A 25,195-nucleotide genomic window follows, 5' to 3' on the forward strand; every position below is an offset into this window, starting at 1 on the left:
AAAAATATAAAGTGAAGCCTAAAAACTTCACTTTTTTTGTAACTTTCAAGTCATAAACCCTACTTATTTATTATGAAATCACTTAAAATTACTATCGAAGAAAATATTGATGCTGATAAACTAAAGGAAATATTACTTCAGATAAAAGGTATTGATTCCATAGAAATTATCGACGAAGAAAATCCTGAAAGCGAATTGAAAAAAGCATTTGCTAAAACGAAAGAACAGTTCAAAAAAGGAGACTATGAAACGTTGGTAAACGATATTTTTGATATCTTAACAAAAAAATAATTCTAAATATATTTAATAAATAAATATGAAAAAAGCCATTTTATCGATTGCTATTTTGGGCGGAATTTTCTTTTCTGCAACGATCTCGGCACAAACCGAAACTTCAGGCAGAGAAAAGGTATACAGAGCCACACACACAAAAGTAACGGAACTGAAGCATACCAAGCTGAAAGTAAATTTCGATTATCAGAAGGAACAAATGAATGGGGAAGAATGGTTAACGGCTTCACCTTATTTTTATCCAACCAATGAATTAACGCTGGATGCAAAGGGAATGCTGATTCACGAGGTTGCTTTGGATAGCAATGGTAAAAAATCTCCTTTGAAATACGATTATAAGGATGATGTTTTAAAAATTACTTTAGATAAGACCTATCAGAAAAATCAGGATTATACGGTTTATATCAAATATACTTCCCGTCCGAACGAGGTGAAACAGCAGGGAAGTGCCGCTATTAATGATGCTAAAGGTTTGTATTTCATTAATGCTCAGGGAAAAGATCCGGATATGCCAACTCAGATCTGGACACAGGGAGAAACAGAATCTTCTTCTGCATGGTTTCCAACGATCGACAAGCCAAATCAAAAGACGACTCAGGAAATCTACATGACGGTTCCTGATAAATACGTTACTCTTTCGAATGGTATTATGAAAGATTCTCAAAAAGAATCGAACGGATTGAGAACCGATCATTGGGTAATGGATAAAAGACATTCAACCTACCTTTTCTTTATGGGTGTTGGAGAATATGCCATCGTAAAAGATAAATGGAGAAATATTCCGGTGGATTATTATATCGAGAAAGAATATGAGCCTTATGCAAAACAGATCTACGGAAATACTCCCGAAATGATCGAGTTTTTCTCTAAAAAAATGGGCTACGATTATCCTTGGGCTAAATATGCACAGATTTCCGGAAGAGACTATGTAAGTGGCGCAATGGAAAATACCACGGCAACGCTTCACGGAAGCGATATTTTACAGAAACCTGGACAATTGATCGATGAAAATAAGTGGGAAGATACTATTGCTCACGAATTATTCCACCATTGGTTTGGGGATTTGGTAACGGCAGAAAGCTGGAGCAATCTGACGGTAAACGAATCTTTTGCCAACTATTCAGAATACCTTTGGAACGAATATAAATACGGAAAAGATCAGGCAGATTATCATCAGATGACCGATGTGAATATGTATCTTCATAATCCGTCGGATTTCAAGAAAAATTTGGTGAGATTTGGATACGATTCCCGTGAAGATGTTTTTGATTTAGTAACGTACCAAAAAGGTGGAGGAATTCTTCATATGTTGAGAAATTACTTGGGTGATGATGCCTTCTTTGCCGGAATGCAGGATTATTTAAAGACCAATGAGTTCCAGAATGCAGAAGCACATCAGTTAAGATTATCTTTCGAGAAAGTTTCAGGAAAAGACCTGAATTGGTTTTTTAATCAATGGTATTTCGGAAGCGGAAATCCAAAGATTACTTATTCTTATACTTTTGAGCCGGTGAAAAAACAAATCGCAGTTACGATTAATCAAAGTCAGGAACTGCCATTCGAATTTCCTTTGGCAATCGATGTTTACGATAATGGTAAACCTAAAAGATATAATGTATGGGTAAAAGCAGAAAGCGCGAATACCTTCAATTTTGATGTTTCTAAAAATGCAGATTTGGTGAATATTAATGCAGACGGAGTATTGGTTGCAGAAGTTACAAATACAAAAACTCCTGAGCAATATTTAATGCAGTTTACAGGTTCTAAGGAATTTAAAAGCAGATATAATGCATTGAACGGAATTAAAGATCAGGTTGGAAAAAGTCCGGCTGCGACAAAATTATTGGCTGCGGCATTAAAAGATCCTTATTTCAGAGTGAGAATTAAAGCATTGGAATTAATGGATTTATCAAATCCTGAACAGTTCAAAGCATTAGGTTCAGAGGTGGAAAAAATTGCTTCCAATGATCCTAAAACCTTAGCTCAGGCGGCGGCTATTGCTGCTTTGGCGAAGACAAAAGATAAAAAATACATTCCGCTTTTTGAAAAAGGAGTAAACGCAGTTTCAAATGCGGTAAAAGGAAATTCTGTCGGAGCTATCTTAGCAATTGATCCTTCAAAGGCAGCAACTTTAGGCGATAAAATGGATCTGGAAGGAGCTTCAGATGCTTTAATTGAAAAAATGTTGCCGATTGTCGTTAAAAATAAAGTGACTTCACAGATGGCGAATATCGCTCAGTTTGCGGCATTTTATCCTTTTATCAAATTCCAAAACCCGGAATTAGGAAAAGCTTCTGAAGAAGGATACAACTGGATTATGTCTTCTGATAATTTAAAAGCGACTGAAGCGATTACAAAAATTTTGGTTCAGTCTAAAGGCCAGATGGGTGATAATCCGCAGGTTAAAATAATGATAAGCCAGATTTTAAAAGACGGTTTGAATAAAAAAATGGAACTTTTAAAACAAAATCCTCAAAATGCAGCTAGCATTAATAAGCAAATTGATGCAATTAATAAAGCGATTGCAGATTTTAAATAGTTTTAAAGCAATACATAAAAATATGATAACCACTATTTCTGATAGTGGTTATTTTTTTATGGTTAAACGATGTTTATTAAATTATGTTTAATTTATTTAAAAAAATATTACGTATTTAATTTAATAATTATAAATTTGTTATAGAATTAATATTATTTAATAACTATGAAAACAAATTTATTTGCGATGAATTTGGGTAAACGGCTTTTTTTACCTGCAGTATTAGCTTTTTCACCTTTCGTTTTAGACGCTCAGATTTTCAATTTTCCTTGGACGGAAACTTTTGAAGACGATTCTCCCACAAGGTCCAGCTGGACACAAATTCATGAAGCCAACTCAGTAGATTGGACTTTCGCATCCTCTGCCACAACGGGAAGCACAGGAATTACCGCTTTTTCCGGAACAAAATTCGCTAATTTCCCGGCCAATTCTTCCAGTTCCGACAAAACAAAATTGGTAAGTCCACCTTTTAACACCGCCTCACTCACTTCTCCAAAGCTTAGTTTTTATCTCGTTAATCCACAATTGAATGGAAATGCCAATTGGGTAAGGATTTACTACAGAATGTCTGCTACAGATTCTTGGACTTTGTTGATGGGGTTCCAGCCACCGTTCAGTTCATGGTATTTTTTCGCCAATATCGGAATGCCGCCTAATATTTATCAGGTTGCCATTGAATGTGAAAATAGTCAGGGATATTCTACATTGGTTGATCAAGTTACGATTAGCAACGATGTTTTAAGTACAAGCGAAATTACAAATCATTCAAAATCAAAGATTAATTTCTATCCAAATCCGGTTAAAAATGAACTAAATTATACAGGTAGGGAAAAGATTGATGAAATTTTTATTTATGATTTGAATGGAATAAAAGTGAAAGAGCAAAAGAGTAATTCTCTCAGTGGGAGTATTGATGTTTCGGCTTTGAAAAGCGGACTGTATATCATCTCTGCTAAAATAGAAGAAGAAACAGAAAATTTTAAAATCATTAAAGATTAAAAAATACATCTTTGCCCCTTAGATTGTTAATAATTTAAATAAAAAGGTTTTAATAATAAAATTTTTTTGATTAAATAGAATTAAGACTAAATTTCTAAAAATTTGGTAATAAACATACATGATTAAACGTTTACATTTTTTAAATTCGTATAAAAATTAACTATATGGCGTTCGGAATAGAGGCAGCAAGCTACTTTGTGCCTACTTTATATTTGGAAATAAAAGATTTAGCAGAAAAAAGAGGAATAGAACCTGCAAAACTGGAAAAAGGATTAGGATTACATAAAATGGGATTTCCCGATGTGCATGAAGATGCAGCTACATTTGCAGCGGAAGCTTTGTTGAAGCTAATCAGAGATTATAATATTAATCCAAAAGAAATATCAAGAATTTATCTGGGAACTGAAAGTGCTTTAGATGCTGCAAAACCAACGGCTTCTTACGTGATGCAAATGGTTGAAAAGGTGTTGGAAGCAGAATTTGGTGAAAGAGCTTTCAAGAACTGCGACGTGGTAGATCTTACTTTCGCTTGTATTGGCGCGGTAGATGCGCTTCACAATTCTTTGGATTTTGTAAGGGTAAATCCTGATAAAAAGGCGATCGTCATTGCGAGTGATTATGCTAAATATGAGCTGGCGTCTTCAGGAGAATATACTCAAGGTGGTGGTGCAGTGGCAGTTTTGGTGTCTTCAAAACCAGATCTTATTGAGATTGATAACAATTGGGGTGTTGCTACAGAAAGTGTTTTTGATTTTTTCAAGCCAAGACGTCATTTCAAAAAAGAAGATTTAACGAACGCTCCTGAAAACTTCCCTGAAAAAATTGAAGTTTTTACAGACGAACCTGTTTTTAACGGGCAATATTCTAATCAATGTTATCAGGATAGAATTCGCGAAGCTTATACTCATTACAAAGAAATTGCGGGAAAAAATAAACCTTATGAAGCTTGGAAGTATCTTATTTTCCATCTTCCTTATGCTTTCCACGGAAAAAGAGTTTTCACAGAAATTTACAGTTTAGAAAACGGCTTATCTTACGAAACTCCTGAAGAGCAAAAAGCAGTGGCAAAATCAGAGGATTATATTCAGTTTATTAATGATAAAATTGAAAAATCTCAACGAGCTTCTTCAGAAATCGGAAATATGTACACGGCTTCTATTTTTATGGCTTTGCTTTCTGCATTGCAGACTTCTTTTAATGACAACGAAGAATTAGCAGGTCAGGAAATTGGATTTTTAGGCTATGGAAGTGGTTCTAAGTCTAAAGTTTTTGCGGGAAAAGTTTCAGATAACTGGAAAAATGTGGTGGCAAAATGGGATCTTTTTGAAGGCTTAAAAAACAGAACGGCTATCAATTTTGAAACCTATGAAAAACTGCACAGAAAACAACTGGAAACTTCTGTTAATGAAAATTATACAGGTTTCGGATTGGCATCTGTAGAATTAGAAAATCCTGTTTTGAAAGGAGCAAGATATTACGATTTTAAAGGTTAAGATTTACTACTTAAAATTTACGAAGTTGTCATTTTGAGCGAAACGAAGTGAAGTCGAAAAATCTCAAATATTTCAATTTCAAATAAAATGTAAGTAATCTCTAAAATATAAACCGAAGCTAAATATAGTTTCGGTTTTTTGTTTTATTTTTTCCAGAATCCATTACTTTGAGCCCAGTTTTTAAATAAATTCGGCCAAGAAGAAACAGGACTTCCTTGTTTTCCTAACCCCCAGCCATGGCCTCCGTTTTGAAAAATATGCATTTCAACAGGAACTTTAGCTTTTCTTAAAGCATCTTCCATCAAAAAACTATTGTCCACGGGCGAAATAGGATCATCAAAAGCTTGAGCTAGAAAAGTTGGAGCTGTATCTGTAGTAACCTGTTTTTCCACAGAAAAATTTGTTTGTTGCACCGTTGTGGGATTGTTTCCTAAAATACTTTTGTAAGAATGCGTTTTATTATTTGGCGGAAGCATTGAAATAACGGGATAAATCAGCCCAACAAAATTCGGTTTTGATGATAAAGAATCAATAGCATCCATAGGTTTGTAGAATTTTTTATCGAATAAAGTAGAGGTGATTCCTGCTAAATGTCCTCCGGCAGAAAATCCTAGAATACCAACTTTATTTTGATCAAATCCATATTTATTTGCCATACTTCGAATCAATCTCATGGCTCGCTGTGCGTCTTCAAAAGGAACATTGTTGGTTTTCCAGCCTTCTTGTGGTAAACGGTAAATCAGTTCAAATGCGGTAATACCTTCCGATTGCAGCCAATTTGCGGTAGGGTTACTTTCTTTACCGAGTTCAATATGAGCATATCCACCACCACTAATGACTAAAATAGCGGTTCCGTTAGGATTTTTAGGTTGGTGAACAATCAATCTTGGTGTTGAAACATTCGTTACGGAACCTTTATCATTAATAATTTCTCCATTTTTTGAGCCGCCTTTATCAGGCATATTTCCTCGCCAAAGATCAATTTGTTCTGCATCTTTTGATAAAATGAAATTCTTATTGGTAGTTTGTGCATCCACAAAATTTGATGCAAAGAAAAATGAAAAAGTAAGAATAATAAATAGTTTCATCATATTGTTTTTAATGATGTATTATTCTGCAAAAACAATGCTGGAATTTTGAACGTTTTATTTAATAGAAATAGCTTTATTCTGATAACTTTTCGGAGTAACACCTGCAAACTGTTTAAACACTCTCGTAAAATAATTTACATCAGAAAATCCTGTCTGGTAAGCAGTTTCTTTAATGCTATTCTGACTTGCCAGTAATTCCTTTGCACGATTGATTCTTTCCTGTAAAATGAATTCATTGGGTGACGTTCCCAGCTCATCTTTGAACATTTTAAAGAAGTTTGACTTGCTTACATATGCCAACTTAGCAATACTTTCGATTGATAGTTTCTGATGAAGATTTTTCTTAATATAATCTACCACAAATCCGATTCGTGATTTATTTTTTACAATATTTTTCTCTACCATACTTCGTGCCTGAGTTTGCATCAATCGAATTAAAAGTTCCTTCAATGCAAAATCTGCCATAATATCTTTTTGAGAATTATCATCCATGGCAATTCGCATAATATTGTTGGTGGCGGAAGCTAAAGATTGATTGTTAAAAAGAAAATATTCATCAAGATCGATATTCCAATGTGAAGTTTCGTCGATTTTTGGAAGATTGTAATTTAAATGATTTAAAGAATCTTCAATAAATTCGGGATTCAGACTTAAAGAAATACATTGAGACGGGGTTTCATCTGCTTCAGGAAAATCAATAATCATCGTTTCTCCAGGTGAAACTAGTACACTTTCTCCCGGAAAATAGTCGAAATAGTTGGTTTTATCCAGTTTCATGTATTTTTTACCACGAAGCATTGCGGTAAATGCAATCGTTTCAAAATGCAGTTTTACATCAAAAGCAGCCTTATGCGTCTCATAAATGCTGAATTCACAATTATTCAGATTGAATTTCGTCTGATTTTCAACCAAATGAATGAGCTGGTTTTCCCGCTTTAATTCAGGTGTATTCAATAAAATCTTATTATCATTCATTTCTAAACATTTATGATTACGTCTCTACTCAAATATAGAAATTTCTGCGCTTAGTATTTTGTTAATGAAATTATAAAATTCCGGATATGTACTATTTTGATATTTTTTTGTACGATTTTGCTATTCTAATATCACAGGTAAGTGTAATTTGGTAACAGATAAAAAATTAAAACATACGTATATGAGCACACTTACAGAACAAGAATCAGCGACTACTTTAAAGTGGCCTGAATTCAAAAACAGATATGATAATTATATTAACGGACAATTTACAGCCCCGGTAAACGGGCAATATTTCGATGTAGTTTCGCCTGTGGACGGAAGAAATTTTACGCAGGCAGCTCACTCATCAAAAGAAGATTTGGAATTGGCAGTAAATGCAGCTGAAAAAGCATTCCAAACCTGGAAAGATACTTCAGCAACGGAAAGAAGTATTATTTTAAATAAAATTGCCGACAGAATCGAGCAGAATTTAGAGTACATAGCAACAGTTGAAACTATTGATAACGGAAAAGCGGTAAGAGAAACATTAGCAGCAGATATTCCTTTGGCTGTCGATCATTTCAGATATTTTGCTTCGGTCATCAGATCTGAAGAAGGTTCACACAATGAACTAGATAAAGATACCGTTTCGCTTATCGTTCACGAACCGCTAGGTGTTATCGCTCAGATTATTCCTTGGAATTTCCCAATCTTAATGGCAGTTTGGAAACTGGCTCCGGCTTTGGCTGCAGGAAACTGCGTCGTTTTAAAGCCGGCAGAAAGCACTCCGATTTCCATCATGGTTTTAATGGAATTAATTGGTGATTTACTTCCTCCGGGAGTTGTGAATATTGTTAACGGTTTCGGGGCAGAATTAGGAAGAGCGTTGGTTACCAATCCGAAAGTTAATAAGGCGGCATTCACCGGTTCTACTGCAACAGGTCGTTTGGTGATGCAGTACGCGACAGAAAATATTATTCCGGTAACATTAGAATTGGGAGGAAAATCTCCAAACGTTTTCTTCAGTTCAGTAATGGATGCAGATGACGAGTTTTTGGACAAAGCTATTGAAGGCGCAGTACTTTTCGCTTTAAATCAGGGTGAAATCTGTACCTGTCCGTCAAGATTATTGGTTCAGGAGGACATTGCAGATGCATTTATTGCCAAAGTGGTAGAGAGAGTAAAAGCCATTAAAGTAGGAAATCCTTTAGATAAAACGGTGATGATGGGAGCTCAGGCATCTCAGATTCAAAAAGATAAAATTCTTTCTTACATCAAATTAGGGAAAGAAGAAGGCGCAGAAGTGCTTGTAGGAGGAGATGTTAACAATGTTGGAGAAGGTCTGGAAAACGGATATTATATTCAGCCAACCATTTTCAAAGGAAACAACCGAATGAGAATTTTCCAAGAAGAGATTTTCGGACCTGTGTTGGCATTTACCACATTTAAAGATGAAGAAGAGGCTTTAAAAATCGCAAACGATACAATTTACGGTTTGGGAGCAGGTGTTTGGACGAGAGATGCACATCAGTTATACAATATTCCTCGTCACATTCAGGCGGGAAGAGTTTGGGTCAACCAGTACCATTCTTACCCTGCAGGAGCACCTTTTGGAGGGTACAAACAGTCGGGAATCGGTCGTGAAAACCACAAGATGATGCTGGATCACTACCGTCAGACTAAAAATATGTTGATTTCATACAACAAAAACAAACTAGGTTTCTTTTAATTTAAATATTAGGGCGTGCCCGTTTTCCCCGTCTCGGCAACGGGGAAAAACGGTCGGGCTATCCAGGGCTCCACTTCGTTTCGGTGCTCCGCTTCGCTCCACACTCTCGTTTTTCAAACGAGACCCTTCCTATCCCTCACGCAAACAAAAGTCGCCCTTATCCGAAATTTTTCGGGTAAGTAGGGAATGATACGCCTTTATAAGCCGTGACAAGGCTAAAAAAACGTAGGAAAAATCTTTGTCGTCTTAGCTAAGTGAAACGCCTTTGCGAACTTAAAAATGTGAAGTCTAACAGGCAAAAAAAGTCTTTGTGTCCTTTGCGTTAAAAAACTATTCAAAAGATATAAAACCAAAACTAAAAACTAACTCAAAAAAATCAAAATATGATTCCAAAAACAATGAAAGCCGCAGTCGTTCAAGGCTACGGACAACCTTTAAAAATAGAAGAAGTTCCTGTAAAAGTACCTGGAAGATATGAAGTATTGGTAAAAGTAATTGCCTGTGGAGTTTGTCACACAGATTTACATGCTGTTGACGGCGACTGGCCTGCAAAACCCAAAATGCCTTTAATTCCCGGACATGAAGGGGTAGGAATTGTAGTAGCCTGCGGTCCAGAAGCTCAGGTGAAAGAAGGCGATGCGGTGGGAGTTCCGTGGTTATATTCTGCCTGCGGATGCTGCGATTATTGTATCACAGGTTGGGAAACGCTTTGTGAAGCTCAAAAGAATGGTGGATACAGTGTAGATGGCGGTTTCGCAGAATATGTGATCGCAGATTCAAGATATGTAGGACATTTAAAATCGGATGTCAATTTTTTAGAAATTGCCCCAATTCTTTGCGCTGGAGTAACGGTTTACAAAGGACTAAAAGAAACTGAAACAAAACCTGGAGAATGGGTTGCCATTTCAGGAATCGGTGGATTAGGTCACGTTGCTGTTCAATATGCAAAAGCAATGGGAATGCATGTTGCTGCAATTGATGTAGCAGATGATAAGTTAGATTTAGCAAAAAAATTAGGAGCGGATTTGGTAGTCAATGCAAAAAACACAGACCCTGGGGAGTATCTGCATAAAGAAGTTGGCGGAATGCACGGCGCCCTAATCACAGCAGTTTCTCCAATTGCCTTCAAACAGGGAATTGATGTGTTAAGGAGAAAAGGAACCATTGCATTAAACGGACTTCCGCCGGGATCATTCGAACTTCCGATTTTTGAAACAGTCCTGAAAAGAATTACGGTAAGAGGTTCTATTGTTGGAACCCGAAAAGATCTTCAGGAAGCATTGGATTTTGCGAATGAAGGTTTGGTGAAAGCAACAGTAACCTCAGCTAAATTAGAAGATATTAACGATGTTTTCGATAAAATGAAAGCAGGACAGATTGACGGTAGAATTGTTCTGGATATTGCCGGATCAAATTAAATTATATTGAATGTTATGAGGTTCGGCGAGATTTATTTCGCCGAACTTTTTTAACTTTATAAAAGGAAAAACGACCTAGGAAATGAAGGCGTTAAGAAAATTTAAACTTAATCCGTTAAAAAATTTCCACTGTTCAAAGCGCGACAGAAATATTGAATCAAAGAACAAATATTCAATTCGCGCAGTTTTGGAAATTTTAGGATTAAATTTAAATTTTTAGCCGGAGTTTCCAAGTCTTGAATTTTTGGTTCTTTTGTTTCAAGACAAAAGAACACTAATAAAAAAGAAGTAATTATGCAAACCAAAATAGCAAGACTCTCAGCTACCGAAAAAGCCTTAGAAGTTATTTGGGAGTTAGAAAAAAAATATGGAGATCTCATGTTCTATCAAGCGGGAGGTTGCTGTGAAGGAACGCAGCCTCAATGTTTCGAAAAAGGTGGATTCTACCCAAGAATGAATGATGCGATGATCGGTACCATCAACAATCACGAATTTTGGATAGACCGCGATCTTTTCGAATACTGGAAATATTCACACTTTACATTGGATGTTGTAGACGGTTTTGGACCGGGTGGATTTTCTTTGGAAACGCCATTAGGAAAAACATTTAAAGTCATTTATAGACTTTTTACGCCCGAAGAGCTTGAAAATTTAGAACCTGTAAAACGTAGCGAATAATTGATAGTAAAAGAAATCTGCTCAATCAGCAAAATCTGCGAGATAAAAATATTAATTCGGAAAATCGACGGCGAAAATCTTACGCAGATTTAGCAGATGACGCAGATGTTTGCGTTATAAAAATCATTAGTGAAAAATATTTGTACAATTTGTGTTTAAGCAAATTAAACCTTCACAAACCGACTCACAAACATCGAAGCTATCAATTGCCCAACAGCATTTAAAACCGTTGCCAAAGGATCTACTAAGGTTCCTATAATCATCACGGCAGGAATGGCTTCCTGTGGCAATTTATAAACCGAAATCATCAACATTTCCCCAATATATCCGCCATTTGGAATTCCACCTGCAACGATGCTGACGAAAACGGTAATTCCTAGTGCCAATAGTAAGTTCATAGGATCAAAAAAATCTCTTCCGATAATTAAAAAAGCAACATATATTTTAATAATGGAAGACATCGACGAACCATTTTTATGCAAAGTCGTTCCAATCGGAATCACAATATTCGAGATCTGACTGGGAATCCTAATTTTTGAAGCAGCCTGTAAATTGGCGGGCATGGTCGCAAAACTGCTGCAGGTACTCAATGCCGTCAGCGTAGGAAAGATAGCATTTTTCCAAAAGCTTTTAACTCCGTGTGAGCCTTTTGCCATAAAAGCGTACAATGAAAAAAATACTAAGAAATAGATAATTCCCGCAATATAATAAAGTCCTAAAGGTTTAGCATAAAATCCGAAAAGCTGAGGTCCCAAAGTAGCTACCTGATACGCAAAATAAGCACCTAAACCAATAGGCGCTACTTTCATAATCATTAAAAGTAATTCCTTCATCACTTCATATCCTGAAGCAATAAACGATCTGAAAGCCTGTCCGTTTTCTCCTGCTTTTCTGGCTGAAAATCCTGTCATAAAAGAAAAAATTAACAGAGCAAGCATATTTTGTCTTGAGAAAAGCTGAGTAAATTCTCCAACGGTAAAAAATCCTACGATTCTGTTGCCCCAACTGTCATTATCAGTAGTTGCATCAACGATTTCCTTACTCCCAGAAATACCTGAAACAGGAAATAAATACACTGCAAAAATGGTAAAAACTGCAGCGGTGACAATAAAAAACAGAAAGGTAAAAGCCATGGTGAGCATGATTTTTCCAAACTTCGATTGTTGCTCCAGTGAAGCAATAGAGTTGGAAACCGCGAAAAATACCAACGGAACAACGCTTACGAAAAGTAAATTCAGGAAAATATCTCCTAAAGGTTTTAAGAAATCTACAAGATTTGGTGCAACAATTCCAATGATGCTTCCAACAGTGATTCCTAATAATAAAAGTAATATTCCTGAGTAGTTTTTTAAGACTTCTTTCATGCGTGCTTTTTAATCAAAGATAGCTTTATTTTTAACATTACGTTACATTAATTTTATTCATAAAATCCTTAAATTTGAGTAAACATCGTCTCTATGGCTTATATAGATTACTATAAAATTTTAGGCGTAGACAAAAGCGCAACACAGGAAGATATCAAAAAAGCATATCGAAAATTAGCAAGAAAATTGCATCCCGACCTTAATCCCGATGATAAGGAAGCGGAAAGGAAATTCAAAGAGCTTAATGAAGCCAATGAAGTACTCAGTAACGCAGAAAATCGTTCAAAATACGATAAATACGGCGAAAACTGGAAGCGTGGCGAAGAATACGAAAAAGCTCAGCAGCAGCAAAGACAATATCAACAAAGTCAGGGTGGAAATTACGGAGGCGGATTTTCTGGCGCTGATTTTGGGGAAGGAGAAGATTTTTCAGATTTTTTCCAAAGTATGTTCGGTGGAGCAGGGAGTGGCTTCGGAAGGAGTTCGCGGGGAAGTGCTTCGGGAAAATTTAAAGGTCAAGATGTCAATGCGGAATTGAATTTAAGTTTAAAGGATGCCGCAACAACGCATCCCCAGACTTTTGAAATCAATGGTAAAAAGGTTAGAATTACGATTCCCGCAGGAGTGTATGACGGACAGCAAATCAAATTGAAAGGTCATGGAAATCCTGGTGTAAATGGAGGTCCGAACGGAGATTTATACATCACTTTTAATATTGCAGTTGATCCGAATTTTGAAAGAGTGGGAAATGATTTGAAAACAAAAGTGTCCATTGATTTATACACTGCGGTATTAGGCGGAGATGTAAAAGTAAATACCCTGGATGGTAGTGTAAATCTGAAAGTAAAACCCGAAACCCAAAACGGAAATACAGTACGACTGAAAGGAAAAGGTTTCCCTATATATAAAAAAGAGGGTGAATTTGGTGATTTGTTTGTGACGTATGAAGTGAAATTACCAACGAATCTCACTGAAAATCAGAAAGAACTTTTTGAACAACTTAAAAATTCCTAAGCCATGAGTGAAAGAATATCGCGAGAAGAACTCGTAAAAATATACAATATCGAAATCACTTTTTTTGATGAACTGGTGAATTCTGGGTTAATTACCATTCAGACAGAAAATGAAATCCGTTATCTGATGTATGAAGATTTGCCCAATTTTGAACGGTTTGCAAATTGGCATTATGATTTGGAAATCAATCTTCCCGGATTGGAAGTGATTCATGAAATGTTGAAAAAAATGGATGATCTTCGACAAAGAAACCGTGAACTGATGAATAAGCTTTCGGCAATCGGTGATAATTTTGTTGATGGTTGATGGTTTAGAGTTAATGGGCGGAGGAGTCCTGAAAGGACGACTTATATCAGAATCGGATGCTAATCCGATAGATGATATAGTTTTTAAATTCCCAAAGGAAAAATTGAGATTCAAGTAGTACGTAATTCTCCCGAATATAAATGTAAATTCTAAATTTTTAATTTAGCTTTGCAGACAGAAATTAATAATTATGAGTGAAGAAAAGGTGATTGTTTTAAAACCTAAAAGAAAAGATTTCGAAGACATTTATTTTAGCGGAAATCAGGGAAGTTTATTTTTTTCATCAACGACGAGAGGAAAAATGATTACAACAATTGTTGTCGGACTGATTTTGCTGATTATGTTTTTCTTCAAAGATGATTTTTCGAAGGAGAAATTCGGAATTTTATATTTTGTAAGTTTTCTGTTTCTGCTTTGTGCGGTTTTCCTTTCGGTAAGCATTAATAAAGTTTCGAGATGGAAAAAACAGGTTACGAATTATTTAAATAAACTAGAAAACTGCAAAGTCTACGAAATCAGATTCGATGATAATTTTTTCACCGTAAATATCGATAATGAAAAAGAAACCAGTGAATGGAAAGATTTTAATTATTTCGACAGCAATAACGAATTTATTACCGTTGAAGGAAAATACAGTTATATGTTTCCGAGAAAATCGATGAGTGAGAAAGATTACAGCTTATTGAAGCAGGTTTTGAAGAAAAATATTACAGAATAGCATAAAAAAACTCAGAGCAAAACACTCTGAGTTTTATTTTTATAGAAACAGCTGATTAGTCTAGCCAACCCATTTCCTTCATCCATTCATCGTTGTAGATTTTCCCAACGTATCTTGAACCGTGGTCGTGTAGTAAAACCACAATTACATCATCTTTCGTGAACTGATCTTTCATCTGAACTAAAGCAGCCATCGCACTTCCAGCAGAATATCCACAGAAAATTCCTTCCTCTTTTGCTAGCTTTCTAGCATAAACAGCACCGTCTTTATCTGTCACTTTTTCGAAATGATCGATTACAGACATATCGTAGTTTTCAGGAAGAATATCTTCACCAATACCTTCTGTAATGTAGGTGTAAGCATTTCCTAAATTAATTTCGCCGGTTTCGTGAATTTCCTTTAAAATAGAACCATATGTATCAACACCGATTACTTTAATATCAGCATTTTTCTCTTTGAAGAATGTTCCGCAACCTGTAATAGTACCTCCCGTTCCGGCTCCAACAACGAAATGCGTAAGCTTTCCTTCCGTTTGTTCCCAGATTTCAGGAGCGGTAGATTCATAATGAGCCGCTCTGTTCGACAAATTATCGTATTGATTGACGTACCATCCGTTTTCCGTTTCTCTCGCTAATCTTTTGGATACAGAATAATAAGAACGAGGATCTGTAGGTTTAACGTCTGTCGGACAAACGATTACCTCAGCTCCAACGGCACGAAGGATATCACATTTTTCTTTTGATTGTTTAGAATTGGTTACGAAAATACATTTGTAACCTTTAATGATGGCAGCAAGCGCCAATCCCATTCCCGTATTTCCGGAAGTTCCCTCGATGATCGTTCCACCGGGCTTCAATCTTCCGTCTTTTTCGGCATCTTCAATCATTTTCAGAGCCATTCTGTCTTTCACAGAATTTCCGGGATTAAACGTTTCCACTTTTGCTAAAACCAATGCCGGGAAATCCTCTCCCAACACTTTATTAAGTTGTACCAATGGTGTATTTCCTATCGTTTCAAGAATATTTTTTGCGTATTTCATAAATGTTTTATAAGCCTCACAAAGATACAGTTTTCAAATGAGTTAGCTCAATTGGGTTCTGATAAATTCGGTTAAGATATGTTAAGGTTGTATCAGAAAAAAGACAAAATAATTAACAAATTCATAATTGAGAATTAAGTTTTTTAGAAGCAATTTCCCGCTTTTCGTTGCAATTCCTCATTGCGCGGCTCCGCTTCGCTCCGCCGCTCCATTGCGGGATTTTCACTGCAATCGGGGCTAGGAATTTGGGTTACTAAATAAGAATTTGTCATTCCGAATCGAGAATGAAGTAATCTCATGAAAATATAATGACAAGAAAATATTGTTTGGTAAAAAATTCACAAGCGAAGCAAATTCACCACTCACCATTGACTTTTAATTATATTTAATCGCTTTCACCGGAGAAATTTTACTGATCAGATAGCTCGGAATAATCAAAGCCAGTCCGGAAATGATCAAAATTCCAGCAGAGATCGAAATAATCGCAACAGGATTTAAATCTACAGGAACCGTACTTACGTAATAGTTTTCTGGATTTAATTTAATAACACCAAAAAACTTCTGAATAAGGATTAATCCAAGACCAATCGCATTTCCGTATAAAAGTCCGGGAACCATAATGATAAGCGTATAATTGATAAAAGTTGCTCTGATCTGAGAATTGCTGGCGCCCAATGTTTTTAATAAACCAATAGAATTCGTTCTTTCAATAATCAGAATCAAAAGTACCATGATAATATTGATGACCACAACAATTAGCATAATAATGATAATCAACGCGATATTCGTATCAAAAATACTGATCCAGTCGGTGATTTGAGGAAACTTTTCAGTTGCCTTTTCAGCATAATTCTTATAACCGATCAGTTTTTCGATATCAGGAAAATCTTTATCGATATCATTTACATTTTTAAGAAAAATATCAATTCCGCCCACCTCATCAGGCTTCATATCCTGGATTTTTCTTACATGATTAATATCGCCAATCACGAATTGCTCATCGATCATTTTAATGTCGGTTTTATAAATTCCTAACACTTCAAATTTTCTGTAAATAGGCTTCTGATCAGCTTTTGAAAAAACTGTGACAATGCTGTCTTTTACTTTTAAATGTAGATCATTCGCTATTTTCTGAGAAATCGTAACGCCGTTGTTATATCCTTTTTCAGAAACAACAGGCGTATTTCCTGAAACTAGAAATTTTTTAAATCGTAAGCTGTCGAAATCTTTTCCTATTCCTTTAAAAATAATTCCTGAAAAGTTATGTTCATTACGCATAATTCCTGTAACGGTCGCATATTTCTGAACGCTTTCAACATCAGAAAGCTCTTTAATTTTAGGAATATTCAATCCCTGATTATCAAGAACCGAGGTATTGTAAGACGAATTTGATCGGGTAGAGCGTACTGTAATATGCCCACTGAAATCTGCCAGTCTCTCTTTAATGGCCTTCTTGGAACCGAAACCTGTGGCCACCGTAATTAGAGAAACAATGATTCCCAAAGCCACTGAAAGTCGGCCAATGAAGATGATCACCCTCGAAAGGTTATTTTTGTTATCTTTGGAAAACGCTATTTTTCTAGAGAAATATAAAGGAAATTTCAAGCTTATGAATTTAGATTTCAAAATTAAAAATTTACTTCTTATTTGCCTAATTTTTTTAGGAGTATTCAATCAATATTATTCTCAGACTCAAGATAAAGCCGGATTTAAAACGGGAGCCGATCAACCTGAGGTGTATTTGCCTTTGCTTAAAGGGAAAACAATCGGTGTTGTCACCAATCAAACTGGATTAATGAGCGACAGAACCCACGTGGTGGATTTTCTGGTGAAAAACGGGATTAAAATCAAATCTATCTTTGCGCCTGAACATGGTTTCCGTGGTGATGCTGATGCTGGTGAAAAAGTGAAGAATGGAGTAGATGTGAAAACGGGAATTCCTATTGTTTCTCTTTACGGATCAAATAAAAAACCAAAACCTGAACAGTTGAAAGGAATTGATATTGTAGTTTTTGATATTCAGGATGTTGGAGTTCGCTTTTATACTTATATTTCGACATTAACGTATTTGATGGAAGCAGGAGCTGAAAATAATGTTGAAGTGATGGTTTTAGACAGACCAAACCCGCATGACGGCTATATTGACGGACCTGTTTTAAAGAAAAAATGGACAAGCTTTGTCGGAATGCACGAAGTTCCTGTTGTGTACGGATTGACAATTGGAGAATACGGAAAAATGGTGAACGGAGAAAAGTGGCTGAAAAATAAAGTTCAGACAAAATACACTTTAATTCCGATGAAAAATTATCACAAAAATCAGCGTTATGCTATTTTAGATAAACCTTCGCCGAATTTACCGAATGATAAATCGATCAATCTATATCCAAGTTTATGTTTTTTTGAAGGAACGCAGGTTTCTGTTGGAAGAGGAACGGATTTGCCTTTCCAGATTTACGGTTCGCCTTGGACGGTAAATTTACCTTATCAATTTACTCCGAAGCCTAATTTTGGAGCCAAAGATCCATTTTTAAATGGTAAATTATGTTATGGTGAAAATCTTTCTGATTATAAAAAAGATTTGAGAGAATTGAATCTGGAGTGGGTAATTAAAGCCTATAAAAACTATAAAAATCCGCAGCAGGATTTTTTCTTAAAAAATTTATTTTTTGATACCTTGGCGGGAAGTGATGAGTTGAGAAAACAAATCGTTGCCAGAAAATCTTTTCAGGAAATTAAATCTTCCTGGAAATCTGATTTAGACAAATTTGAAAAAATCAGAAGTAAATATATTGTGTACGAAAAATAGAGAAAAGTGAATGGTCAATTGTCAATTTTGCTTTGCAAGTCAATTTTTAAAATTCACGAGCGTAAGCGAATTCACAATTGACTATTCACTTATATAAATATCAATCAAAATTCTGAGGCGGATTTTTATCATTCTTTCCTTTATTCAAAATAAAAAGTCCGATTGATAGTCCAATCACACCTGCTCCAGCTGTCATTAAGGCTCTTTCTAATTTATCAGGCTGATCATTTCCGAGATAATTCATTAAAAATAAAATCCCGAATGTAATCAGGCTTATGATGATATGGTTTCTTCCGAATAATTTCATTCTATCTTAATTTATAAGAGATCATAATGCCTCCGCGATAAGGCAAAAATTCGCCACTACGATCCCATTCACGTCCCATTCTGTCTTCCAGATTGTCGTAACGATCTCCACTTACTTTATCATATCCTTTGTAAAAACTTTGCATAGATCCAATACCGGCATAGATGTCGATATTCCATCTCTCTTTCCATTTAAACTGATAACCACCTACAACACCAAGAATAAAAGTATAACCTCTTTGGTAAAGGTCTGATTGTACATATGGAGTTACCTCGCCATTTTTATGAACAAAATAACTATCATTCCAGTAGCTCCATTTTTGGATATTGAAAGCTCCTCCGGTGATATTAGCTCCAACATAAAATTTATCAAATGCTTTGCTGAAATAATATCTTCCGTCGAAGCCTAATAAATAAGCCTGAGCATGTTTTCCTGCAAAAGATTTCCACGGAGAAATGAAAATATCACCTTGCACGGTGATGTTTTTGCTTACCTGATGTTCTACACCAACGTTTACAATTCCAATGGGAGCCAGTAAAGCATTTCCTTTTACATATACACCCGTTTCCGATTGCTCAGCTTCCTGAGCATTCATTGTTCCTAACGCAGATACCGTTAAGAAAGCTGCTAAAAATTTGTACCTCAAACCCTGTGTTTTTTAATAGATTATTTTATTTGTTTCAATAACTCTTCAGCCAAATGCGAATCTTTATTGGCTTGTACTGCAAGAGTTTTAGACATTTCAGCGTATGTTTTCGCCATGTCTTTATTACCTGTTAAAAAATAGAGTTTTGCCAGTATATATGTATTTTCAGATGTTTCACCTCTCATAACGGATTTTTCTGCCCATTCTGCAGCCTTTTTTAAGGAAGCTACATTTTTTATGTTGTCAGAAAATACCCATGCGGTTTTTAATAATTCGTTGGTATCAAAAGAATCGGAGTTTTTATAATAATCCAATGCTGCTTTTTCATATTCAGGATAGTTGGCATTTTGCTCGTAATAACTTAATTTAGTTTGATTAAGTCTTACCTCAGCATCATGTTTCCCGACCAAAGGTTCAGCATTTTTCATGAAAAACTCTTCGTTTACTCTTTGGGTTTTATTATCGATCGACTGCTCAACAATTTTTGATAATTTAATCTGAGCATCAAACTGATTGTATGTTTCTTCAGGAAGATGTTTAATAATATCTGCCTTTTTTTCAACAAAGGTTTTATAATTTTTATCTTCAGCAGATTTTAAGAAAAACAATAAAAATCCGATGTCATCTTTTGATAATTCTTCTGTTTTCTTTTTATTTTCAAAATATCTTTCGGAAGCACTTTTAGCAAAATCATAATCCGAAGTTGAATTCAGTTTCATGATATTGATCAAAAATTCCGGATCTTTTTCACCTTTTGCAAAACGCTCTTTTAATGAACCTTTTTTATTATTTGGAGAATTTACATCCTGCGCCATGGCCAAAAACGGACTTTCTTCCATATAGCCGTAATTCTGCGAAACCAGCTCTCCATCACCATTCAAGAAAAGATAGGTTGGATAAGAACGAACTCCGTATTTTGCTGCGATTTCTCTACCTTCACCTTTTTCCATGTCGAATCTTGCATTTACAAAATTGGCATTGTAATAATCTCCGACAGATTTTTGGGTGAAAACGTTTCTCTCCATCATTTTACAAGGCCCGCACCAAGATGCATAAGCATCCATAAACACGATTTTGTTTTCTTTTTTTGCTTTTGCAATCAGTTCTTTAAAAGGTAATTCCTCAAAATGAATCGCTTCCTGAGCAAAAACAGCTGTTGCTGTGAACAAAAATAGGGTAGAGATGATCTTCTTCATTCCTTCAAATAATTAAAAGGCGAATATACTTAATTTCAATGTAAATAGATGTTAAAGAGAACTTAAATGTCACAGAATATAGGAAGTTTGAAGGTTTAGAACATACAGATTGGTGTATGTAAATTTACTTCAGTAAAAAACTAAAACCGCCTTGGGGCAGGCGGTTTTAATATGAAAACTGTGAATTAAAAAAATATTCTCTAAAAGAGATATTATGGTGTTAGTGCTTTAAAATGATACATAAAGACACCAATGATTGTCTAAATAAACTGCCCTGTTACAGACAGTTTAAAGGATAATAAAAATGCTGAAAAGTAATTACTTTTTAATAATTTTTTTAACAACTGTACGTGCATTTTCCTGATCTATTTTCACAAGATAAACACCCTTTGCAAGATCTGATATGTTAATACTTCCCTTATTATTTTCTGATCTTACCACCAATTGCCCCGTTGTGCTGTAAATGCTTACATTAAATTTAGAGTTATTTTTCCCTGATTTAATGTTAATCACATCCGTAGTCGGATTGGGATATACGGTAATGTCATCTTTTGTAATGACAGGTTCTGCTGTACCTAAAGTTGAAAAATTAATAACATCTTTGATTATTCCTAATGAATTTGTCGTTAGATAAACCTCCGCAGTATTTGCATTTATGAAGCGTGCTGCACCGTCCAAAACTGTGGTGTTAAAATACGTGGAAGCATTTTTTTCTTGCCATGTACCGCCACTGTTGTTGCTGTAAATTACTTTTGGAAGAATATCCATATAAGACGAGGTTATTCCTATGATTTGCCCATTTTCTATGGCCGAATGTTCTACTTTATGTACCATTCCGCTGTAAATTTTAGTCCAGGTTGTTCCGGCATCCATTGAAGTATAAATTCCGTTGGAAGCCGCCATGGTGTATTGATTAAGATTTAATGGATTCTGAACTAAGTTTAGCGCAATATTCGGTAGGGTTAAATCTTGTAATCCTGCTGTAATTTCTGTCCATGAAGTTCCGCCATTGGTGGTTTTGAATAATTTATTTCCCACAGTAATCAAAATTTCGTTGGAGTTGTTTTGATTAATTTTTATTCCATAAATAAAATCTTCATTATAAGGTAGCGTGATGATATCGTTTTGAGGACTGCTGATGTTTGTGAAATTTGATTTAATTAAAGTAGCATTTACCCCATCGAATGTTGCCAACCAAGCAATATTGGCATTATTAGGATCTGTTTCCGCAGTGGTAAAATTGCTGTCGAAAGTAGAATAAATTGATTCTGAAGTCCCCCCATAATCATTGCTAACTTTAATATTATTTCCCATGAAAGAAGCATCGAAATTGTAAGATCTTCCCGGAAGTTTTTTATCTACAAGCATTAAAGGTATTTTTCCGCTTATTGGGCTTTCACTTAATGGCATTATGTTTATCGGTGTTTCCTGGTTGGTTTCAAGGTTTTTCACGGTATATCCGTATTGAACTCCATAAATAAGCTTATCAACATTATTGTCTTTCACCACATTTATTCTTCCCATACCTATAAAAAAGGGGGTTTGAAGGATCGTTAATGTGTTTCCTCCATCATTTGAACGTTTCGGGTAGCGATTGTCTCCTAAAAATATTTGATTGGTATTGTTTGGGTTAAAAGCTGCATCCGTTCCGTAGAAATAAGAAGATCCATCTGCAAGCCCGTTGTATTCTGTGCTTGTCCAACTTGTTCCGCCATTGGTTGTAACTGCCACGCGCTGGTCTGCCATTACGATCACGTGATTCGGGTTGTACGGATTTATACTGATCTTCGTAATGTTTTTCATGCCCATTCCTGTTGTCGTCCAGGTAATTCCGGTTTGTTCTGCCCAAGTTGCGCCGCCGTCGATCGATTTATAAACCGCCTGATGCTGATTCGGATAGCTCCAAAGAATTCCTGAACCCGCATAAATAGTTCCTTCATTTACAGGATCAACGGCTAAAGATTGGAGGATTAAACCATTTAAAGATTCCGTCCAAGTGGCTCCTGCATCAGTTGATTTTAAAAATCCGCCATCCACATTTCCGGGACCGCCATTTCTTGCGATATAAAGCGTTTGAGAATTTACAGGATCTATAGCCGCATCTGCCAACTGAACATCTTCGAAATTGCTGCCGTCATATACTTTCGACCATGCAGAACCTCCGTTGGTAGTGTAGAAATATTTGTCATAATTTCCACCGGTAAGCATTGCTGCAATATTCATTGTTCCATTGTCGAATAAAGTGTAATTTTTAATTGTCTGCACATTTTCATTGGGTGGCATGAAAAATTGTTTGATGATACTTAATGATTCTAAATCTAAAACAGCAACCTGATTCAGCGAACTTCCAAGACCGAAATATACGATGAAACTTAAGGCTGTTCCGTTGTTGGTGAGTCTCATTTCCTTAATATTCGGGCCATATTCAGGATAGGGAAGGGTGTATAAAATATTCCAGCTTGTACCATTGTCTGTAGATACCAAAATGTGTTTGTCTACATACGTGGTAGCATATACTTTGTTTTGAATATTTTTGTCGTAAACAAAATTTCTTATCTGCCCATACTGCGGATTACCCACAAAGCTCACTTGAGCGAATGAGAACTGCAAACACAGCAGAAATAATAAAGTTAATATTGATTTCTTCATATCTAAATTTTTTTGTTCATCACAAATATATTTTTTGATAAAAAATTTTGAAGAAAATCAAGCGGTAAATAGTAGGACTTTAATCAGAAAAAACGTGACATTTATATTTAAATATTTGATATGTAGTTGAATAGATCGTTTGAGTTCGACAGGTTCATTCGTTTAGAAATTCGTTCTTTTCTCTTTCTACAAGCCTCAATAGTGATATTAAAAATAGATGAAATTTCTTTTATGGAGAGATTCATATAAATGTAGCAGATAAAGCGAATGTCATTTAAGGTAAGATCAGGATGTTTTTCTTTTAGATTTTCGATGAATTTACTGTTGATTCTTTCAAAGTGAGTAAGAAAATCATCGGTTGAGTCTTCTTTGGTTAAAATTTCTTTAAGCTGATCTAATTGTTTAGAAATTTGATCATTTTTTAAAACTAAAGGATCGCTTTTTAATTTTAATATATACTCTTCAATTTTATCATTTCGCTGAGCGATATGAATGGCGTTGGCTGCCAATTTTCGGTTGCGGCTTTCGAGTTCATTTTTTAATTTTTCCTTTTCCAAAAGGGCTTCGGTTTCTTTTTCCTTTATTTGTTGCTCCAGCAGAAGATTATCGTTTTCCTTATTTTTAAGATCTAACGCAATAATTTGTTCGTTCTTTTCGGCAAGTGTTCGTTTCTGACGATTTTTAACGTATAAAATTCTAAATAACCAGCTCAATAATGCTAAAATTAAAATGCAGAAAGCTCCGATATAGAATTTCAATCTTTTTTCACTTTCCAATTCCTTTTGAGAATCCTGAAGTTTCAGCTTCATTTCGCTGTTTTGATACATTGCCTTGTTTTTAATGGCATTCAGTGAATCTTTAACTATGATAATTGAATCTTTGTAAAGAAAGGCTTTTTCATAATCTTTTGATTCAAAATATAATTCTGAAAACTGATTGTAAATTTTTTTCTTATTAGGATAATCTTCGTTTGCTTTTTGGGCTTCAATGGCATAAGAAAGTGCCTTTTGATAATCATCTTTACCTTGAAATACCTTGGAAAGAACAAGTAATGATGCAATTTTATTATCGTTTTGATCTTTTGTATTAAGTTGATTGATTATGGGTTGTAGAATACTTAATGTTTTATCAAAATCTTTTCTCTGAAGATAATTTTGTGCTTCGCTAATGGCAATATCTATCACACTTCGTTTTTCTTTTGTCGCTAAAGCTATCGGTTTTGCAATTCTGATATAGTCCAATGCTTTATCTAACTGATTGGTTTTGTTGTATAAATTAGCCAAATTATCGGCATAGATTGCAATTCCTACACTGTCTTTATTATCTATAGCGAGCTCGTAAGCTCTTTTTTGGTGCTTTTCAGATTCTTTATATTTTCCCTGCTCAAAGTAAACGAGTGCAATATTGTTTAAAACGGTTTTTTCATTATCCTTTGTGAGATGCTTCATCGCAATGGTGTAGGCTTCCAGATAATAGTCCAGTGCTTCGCTATAATCTGACATTCCGTAATAATTGAGCCCGATGCAGTTGGTGGCAATAAATTGTTGATTATACCAATTGTTTTTTTCTGCCAATGTTTTAAGTTCCGCAAAAATTTCCAAAGAATGACTGTGATCTTTTTTATATAACGCATCGACGCCTTTTTTGATCAATAAATCGGCATACTCAATAGAATTATCTTTTTGGGCAATGATATTGATAGGCGATAAAATAAATAATAGTAATAAAATAATATGTTTCATCGTATCAATATGTATAAATTTCAATGTAATGATATGTAATGATTAAAATTACACAAATTTGAGAATAATCAAAGTTTGGAGTTTGGAGAAGAATATTGTATCGATTTTGTCAAGTTTTGAAATTATTTCCTAAATGTTAATACATGGCTGACTTCCTAGCCTCGATTGCAGCATTTGTTTGAGCTCATTTTTTTTTTTTTTTTTCGGCGGATG

Annotated in this window: 21 protein-coding genes; 11 read left to right on the top strand and 10 right to left on the bottom strand. The window is 35.2% G+C overall.

The window, feature by feature from the left end; all coding sequences use genetic code 11:
• Positions 1-72 precede the first annotated feature (72 nt).
• The 4 genes from OXQ85_RS12785 (at position 73) to OXQ85_RS12800 (ending at position 5,322) form a co-directional block, all read left to right on the top strand.
• On the top strand, positions 73-291 hold the full coding sequence (locus tag OXQ85_RS12785) for a hypothetical protein (protein ID WP_267405063.1): 219 nt from the start codon (positions 73-75) through the stop codon (positions 289-291).
• A 25-nt stretch (positions 292-316) separates the two neighbouring features.
• On the top strand, positions 317-2,830 hold the full coding sequence (locus tag OXQ85_RS12790; RefSeq protein WP_267405064.1) for a M1 family metallopeptidase: 2,514 nt from the start codon (positions 317-319) through the stop codon (positions 2,828-2,830).
• Positions 2,831-2,995: 165 nt separating this feature from the next.
• Positions 2,996-3,829 carry a T9SS type A sorting domain-containing protein gene (locus tag OXQ85_RS12795; protein ID WP_267405065.1) on the top strand — a complete coding sequence of 278 codons (834 nt, stop codon included), beginning with the start codon at positions 2,996-2,998 and terminating at the stop codon, positions 3,827-3,829.
• Between the two features lie 164 nt (positions 3,830-3,993).
• Complete coding sequence (locus OXQ85_RS12800) at positions 3,994-5,322, top strand: hydroxymethylglutaryl-CoA synthase (RefSeq protein WP_267405066.1); 1,329 nt, start codon at positions 3,994-3,996, stop codon at positions 5,320-5,322.
• A gap of 143 nt (positions 5,323-5,465) precedes the next feature.
• Here OXQ85_RS12800 and OXQ85_RS12805 read toward each other — a convergent pair whose 3' ends face one another.
• Together OXQ85_RS12805 and OXQ85_RS12810 are read right to left on the bottom strand one after the other, a co-directional pair.
• Positions 5,466-6,413: an alpha/beta hydrolase gene (locus OXQ85_RS12805; protein WP_267405067.1), complete on the bottom strand. Its 948-nt coding sequence runs from the start codon at positions 6,411-6,413 to the stop codon at positions 5,466-5,468.
• Positions 6,414-6,467: 54 nt separating this feature from the next.
• Positions 6,468-7,388: a helix-turn-helix domain-containing protein gene (locus OXQ85_RS12810; protein WP_267405068.1), complete on the bottom strand. Its 921-nt coding sequence runs from the start codon at positions 7,386-7,388 to the stop codon at positions 6,468-6,470.
• 181 nt (positions 7,389-7,569) lie between these two features.
• Between OXQ85_RS12810 and OXQ85_RS12815 the strand changes: the two genes are divergently transcribed.
• The 3 genes from OXQ85_RS12815 (at position 7,570) to OXQ85_RS12825 (ending at position 11,195) form a co-directional block, all read left to right on the top strand.
• Entirely contained in the window at positions 7,570-9,099 is a 1,530-nt protein-coding gene (locus OXQ85_RS12815; RefSeq protein ID WP_267405069.1) for an aldehyde dehydrogenase family protein, read from the top strand.
• Between the two features lie 383 nt (positions 9,100-9,482).
• The gene (adhP, locus tag OXQ85_RS12820; protein WP_267405070.1) at positions 9,483-10,517 is read left to right on the top strand and encodes an alcohol dehydrogenase AdhP; all 1,035 of its coding nucleotides are present in this window, start codon (positions 9,483-9,485) and stop codon (positions 10,515-10,517) included.
• 294 nt (positions 10,518-10,811) lie between these two features.
• Positions 10,812-11,195 carry a DUF779 domain-containing protein gene (locus OXQ85_RS12825; RefSeq protein ID WP_076392244.1) on the top strand — a complete coding sequence of 128 codons (384 nt, stop codon included), beginning with the start codon at positions 10,812-10,814 and terminating at the stop codon, positions 11,193-11,195.
• A 164-nt stretch (positions 11,196-11,359) separates the two neighbouring features.
• Here OXQ85_RS12825 and OXQ85_RS12830 read toward each other — a convergent pair whose 3' ends face one another.
• Positions 11,360-12,559, bottom strand: coding sequence for a dicarboxylate/amino acid:cation symporter (locus tag OXQ85_RS12830; protein WP_267405071.1), 1,200 nt, complete (start codon positions 12,557-12,559; stop codon positions 11,360-11,362).
• Positions 12,560-12,652: 93 nt separating this feature from the next.
• On the opposite strand from OXQ85_RS12830, the gene OXQ85_RS12835 reads away from it, so the two are divergent.
• From OXQ85_RS12835 to OXQ85_RS12845, 3 genes are all read left to right on the top strand, one after another.
• Complete coding sequence (locus OXQ85_RS12835) at positions 12,653-13,573, top strand: J domain-containing protein (RefSeq protein ID WP_267405072.1); 921 nt, start codon at positions 12,653-12,655, stop codon at positions 13,571-13,573.
• A 3-nt stretch (positions 13,574-13,576) separates the two neighbouring features.
• Complete coding sequence (locus tag OXQ85_RS12840; protein ID WP_267405073.1) at positions 13,577-13,879, top strand: chaperone modulator CbpM; 303 nt, start codon at positions 13,577-13,579, stop codon at positions 13,877-13,879.
• Between the two features lie 190 nt (positions 13,880-14,069).
• Positions 14,070-14,597: a hypothetical protein gene (locus OXQ85_RS12845; RefSeq protein ID WP_267405074.1), complete on the top strand. Its 528-nt coding sequence runs from the start codon at positions 14,070-14,072 to the stop codon at positions 14,595-14,597.
• A 55-nt stretch (positions 14,598-14,652) separates the two neighbouring features.
• Here OXQ85_RS12845 and OXQ85_RS12850 read toward each other — a convergent pair whose 3' ends face one another.
• On the bottom strand, positions 14,653-15,636 hold the full coding sequence (locus tag OXQ85_RS12850; RefSeq protein ID WP_267405075.1) for a pyridoxal-phosphate dependent enzyme: 984 nt from the start codon (positions 15,634-15,636) through the stop codon (positions 14,653-14,655).
• Between the two features lie 375 nt (positions 15,637-16,011).
• Positions 16,012-17,241 (bottom strand): FtsX-like permease family protein, encoded by a 1,230-nt coding sequence (locus tag OXQ85_RS12855; RefSeq protein WP_267405076.1) that lies wholly within the window; start codon positions 17,239-17,241, stop codon positions 16,012-16,014.
• A gap of 4 nt (positions 17,242-17,245) precedes the next feature.
• On the opposite strand from OXQ85_RS12855, the gene OXQ85_RS12860 reads away from it, so the two are divergent.
• A complete protein-coding gene (locus OXQ85_RS12860) occupies positions 17,246-18,442 on the top strand; it encodes a DUF1343 domain-containing protein (protein WP_267405077.1) in 1,197 nt (398 codons plus the stop codon).
• Between the two features lie 100 nt (positions 18,443-18,542).
• On the opposite strand, the gene OXQ85_RS12865 is transcribed toward OXQ85_RS12860, so the two are convergent.
• From OXQ85_RS12865 to OXQ85_RS12885, 5 genes are all read right to left on the bottom strand, one after another.
• Positions 18,543-18,749 (bottom strand): hypothetical protein, encoded by a 207-nt coding sequence (locus OXQ85_RS12865; RefSeq protein WP_267405078.1) that lies wholly within the window; start codon positions 18,747-18,749, stop codon positions 18,543-18,545.
• Between the two features lies 1 nt (position 18,750).
• Positions 18,751-19,395, bottom strand: coding sequence for a DUF3575 domain-containing protein (locus OXQ85_RS12870; protein ID WP_267405079.1), 645 nt, complete (start codon positions 19,393-19,395; stop codon positions 18,751-18,753).
• A 20-nt stretch (positions 19,396-19,415) separates the two neighbouring features.
• Entirely contained in the window at positions 19,416-20,591 is a 1,176-nt protein-coding gene (locus OXQ85_RS12875; protein WP_267405080.1) for a thioredoxin fold domain-containing protein, read from the bottom strand.
• 318 nt (positions 20,592-20,909) lie between these two features.
• Positions 20,910-23,240 (bottom strand): T9SS type A sorting domain-containing protein, encoded by a 2,331-nt coding sequence (locus OXQ85_RS12880; RefSeq protein ID WP_267405081.1) that lies wholly within the window; start codon positions 23,238-23,240, stop codon positions 20,910-20,912.
• Between the two features lie 107 nt (positions 23,241-23,347).
• A complete protein-coding gene (locus OXQ85_RS12885; protein WP_267405082.1) occupies positions 23,348-24,982 on the bottom strand; it encodes a tetratricopeptide repeat protein in 1,635 nt (544 codons plus the stop codon).
• Positions 24,983-25,195: the final 213 nt, after the last annotated feature.

The organism is Chryseobacterium sp. GM_Chr_2, assembly GCF_026540445.1.
Taxonomy (GTDB): domain Bacteria; phylum Bacteroidota; class Bacteroidia; order Flavobacteriales; family Weeksellaceae; genus Chryseobacterium.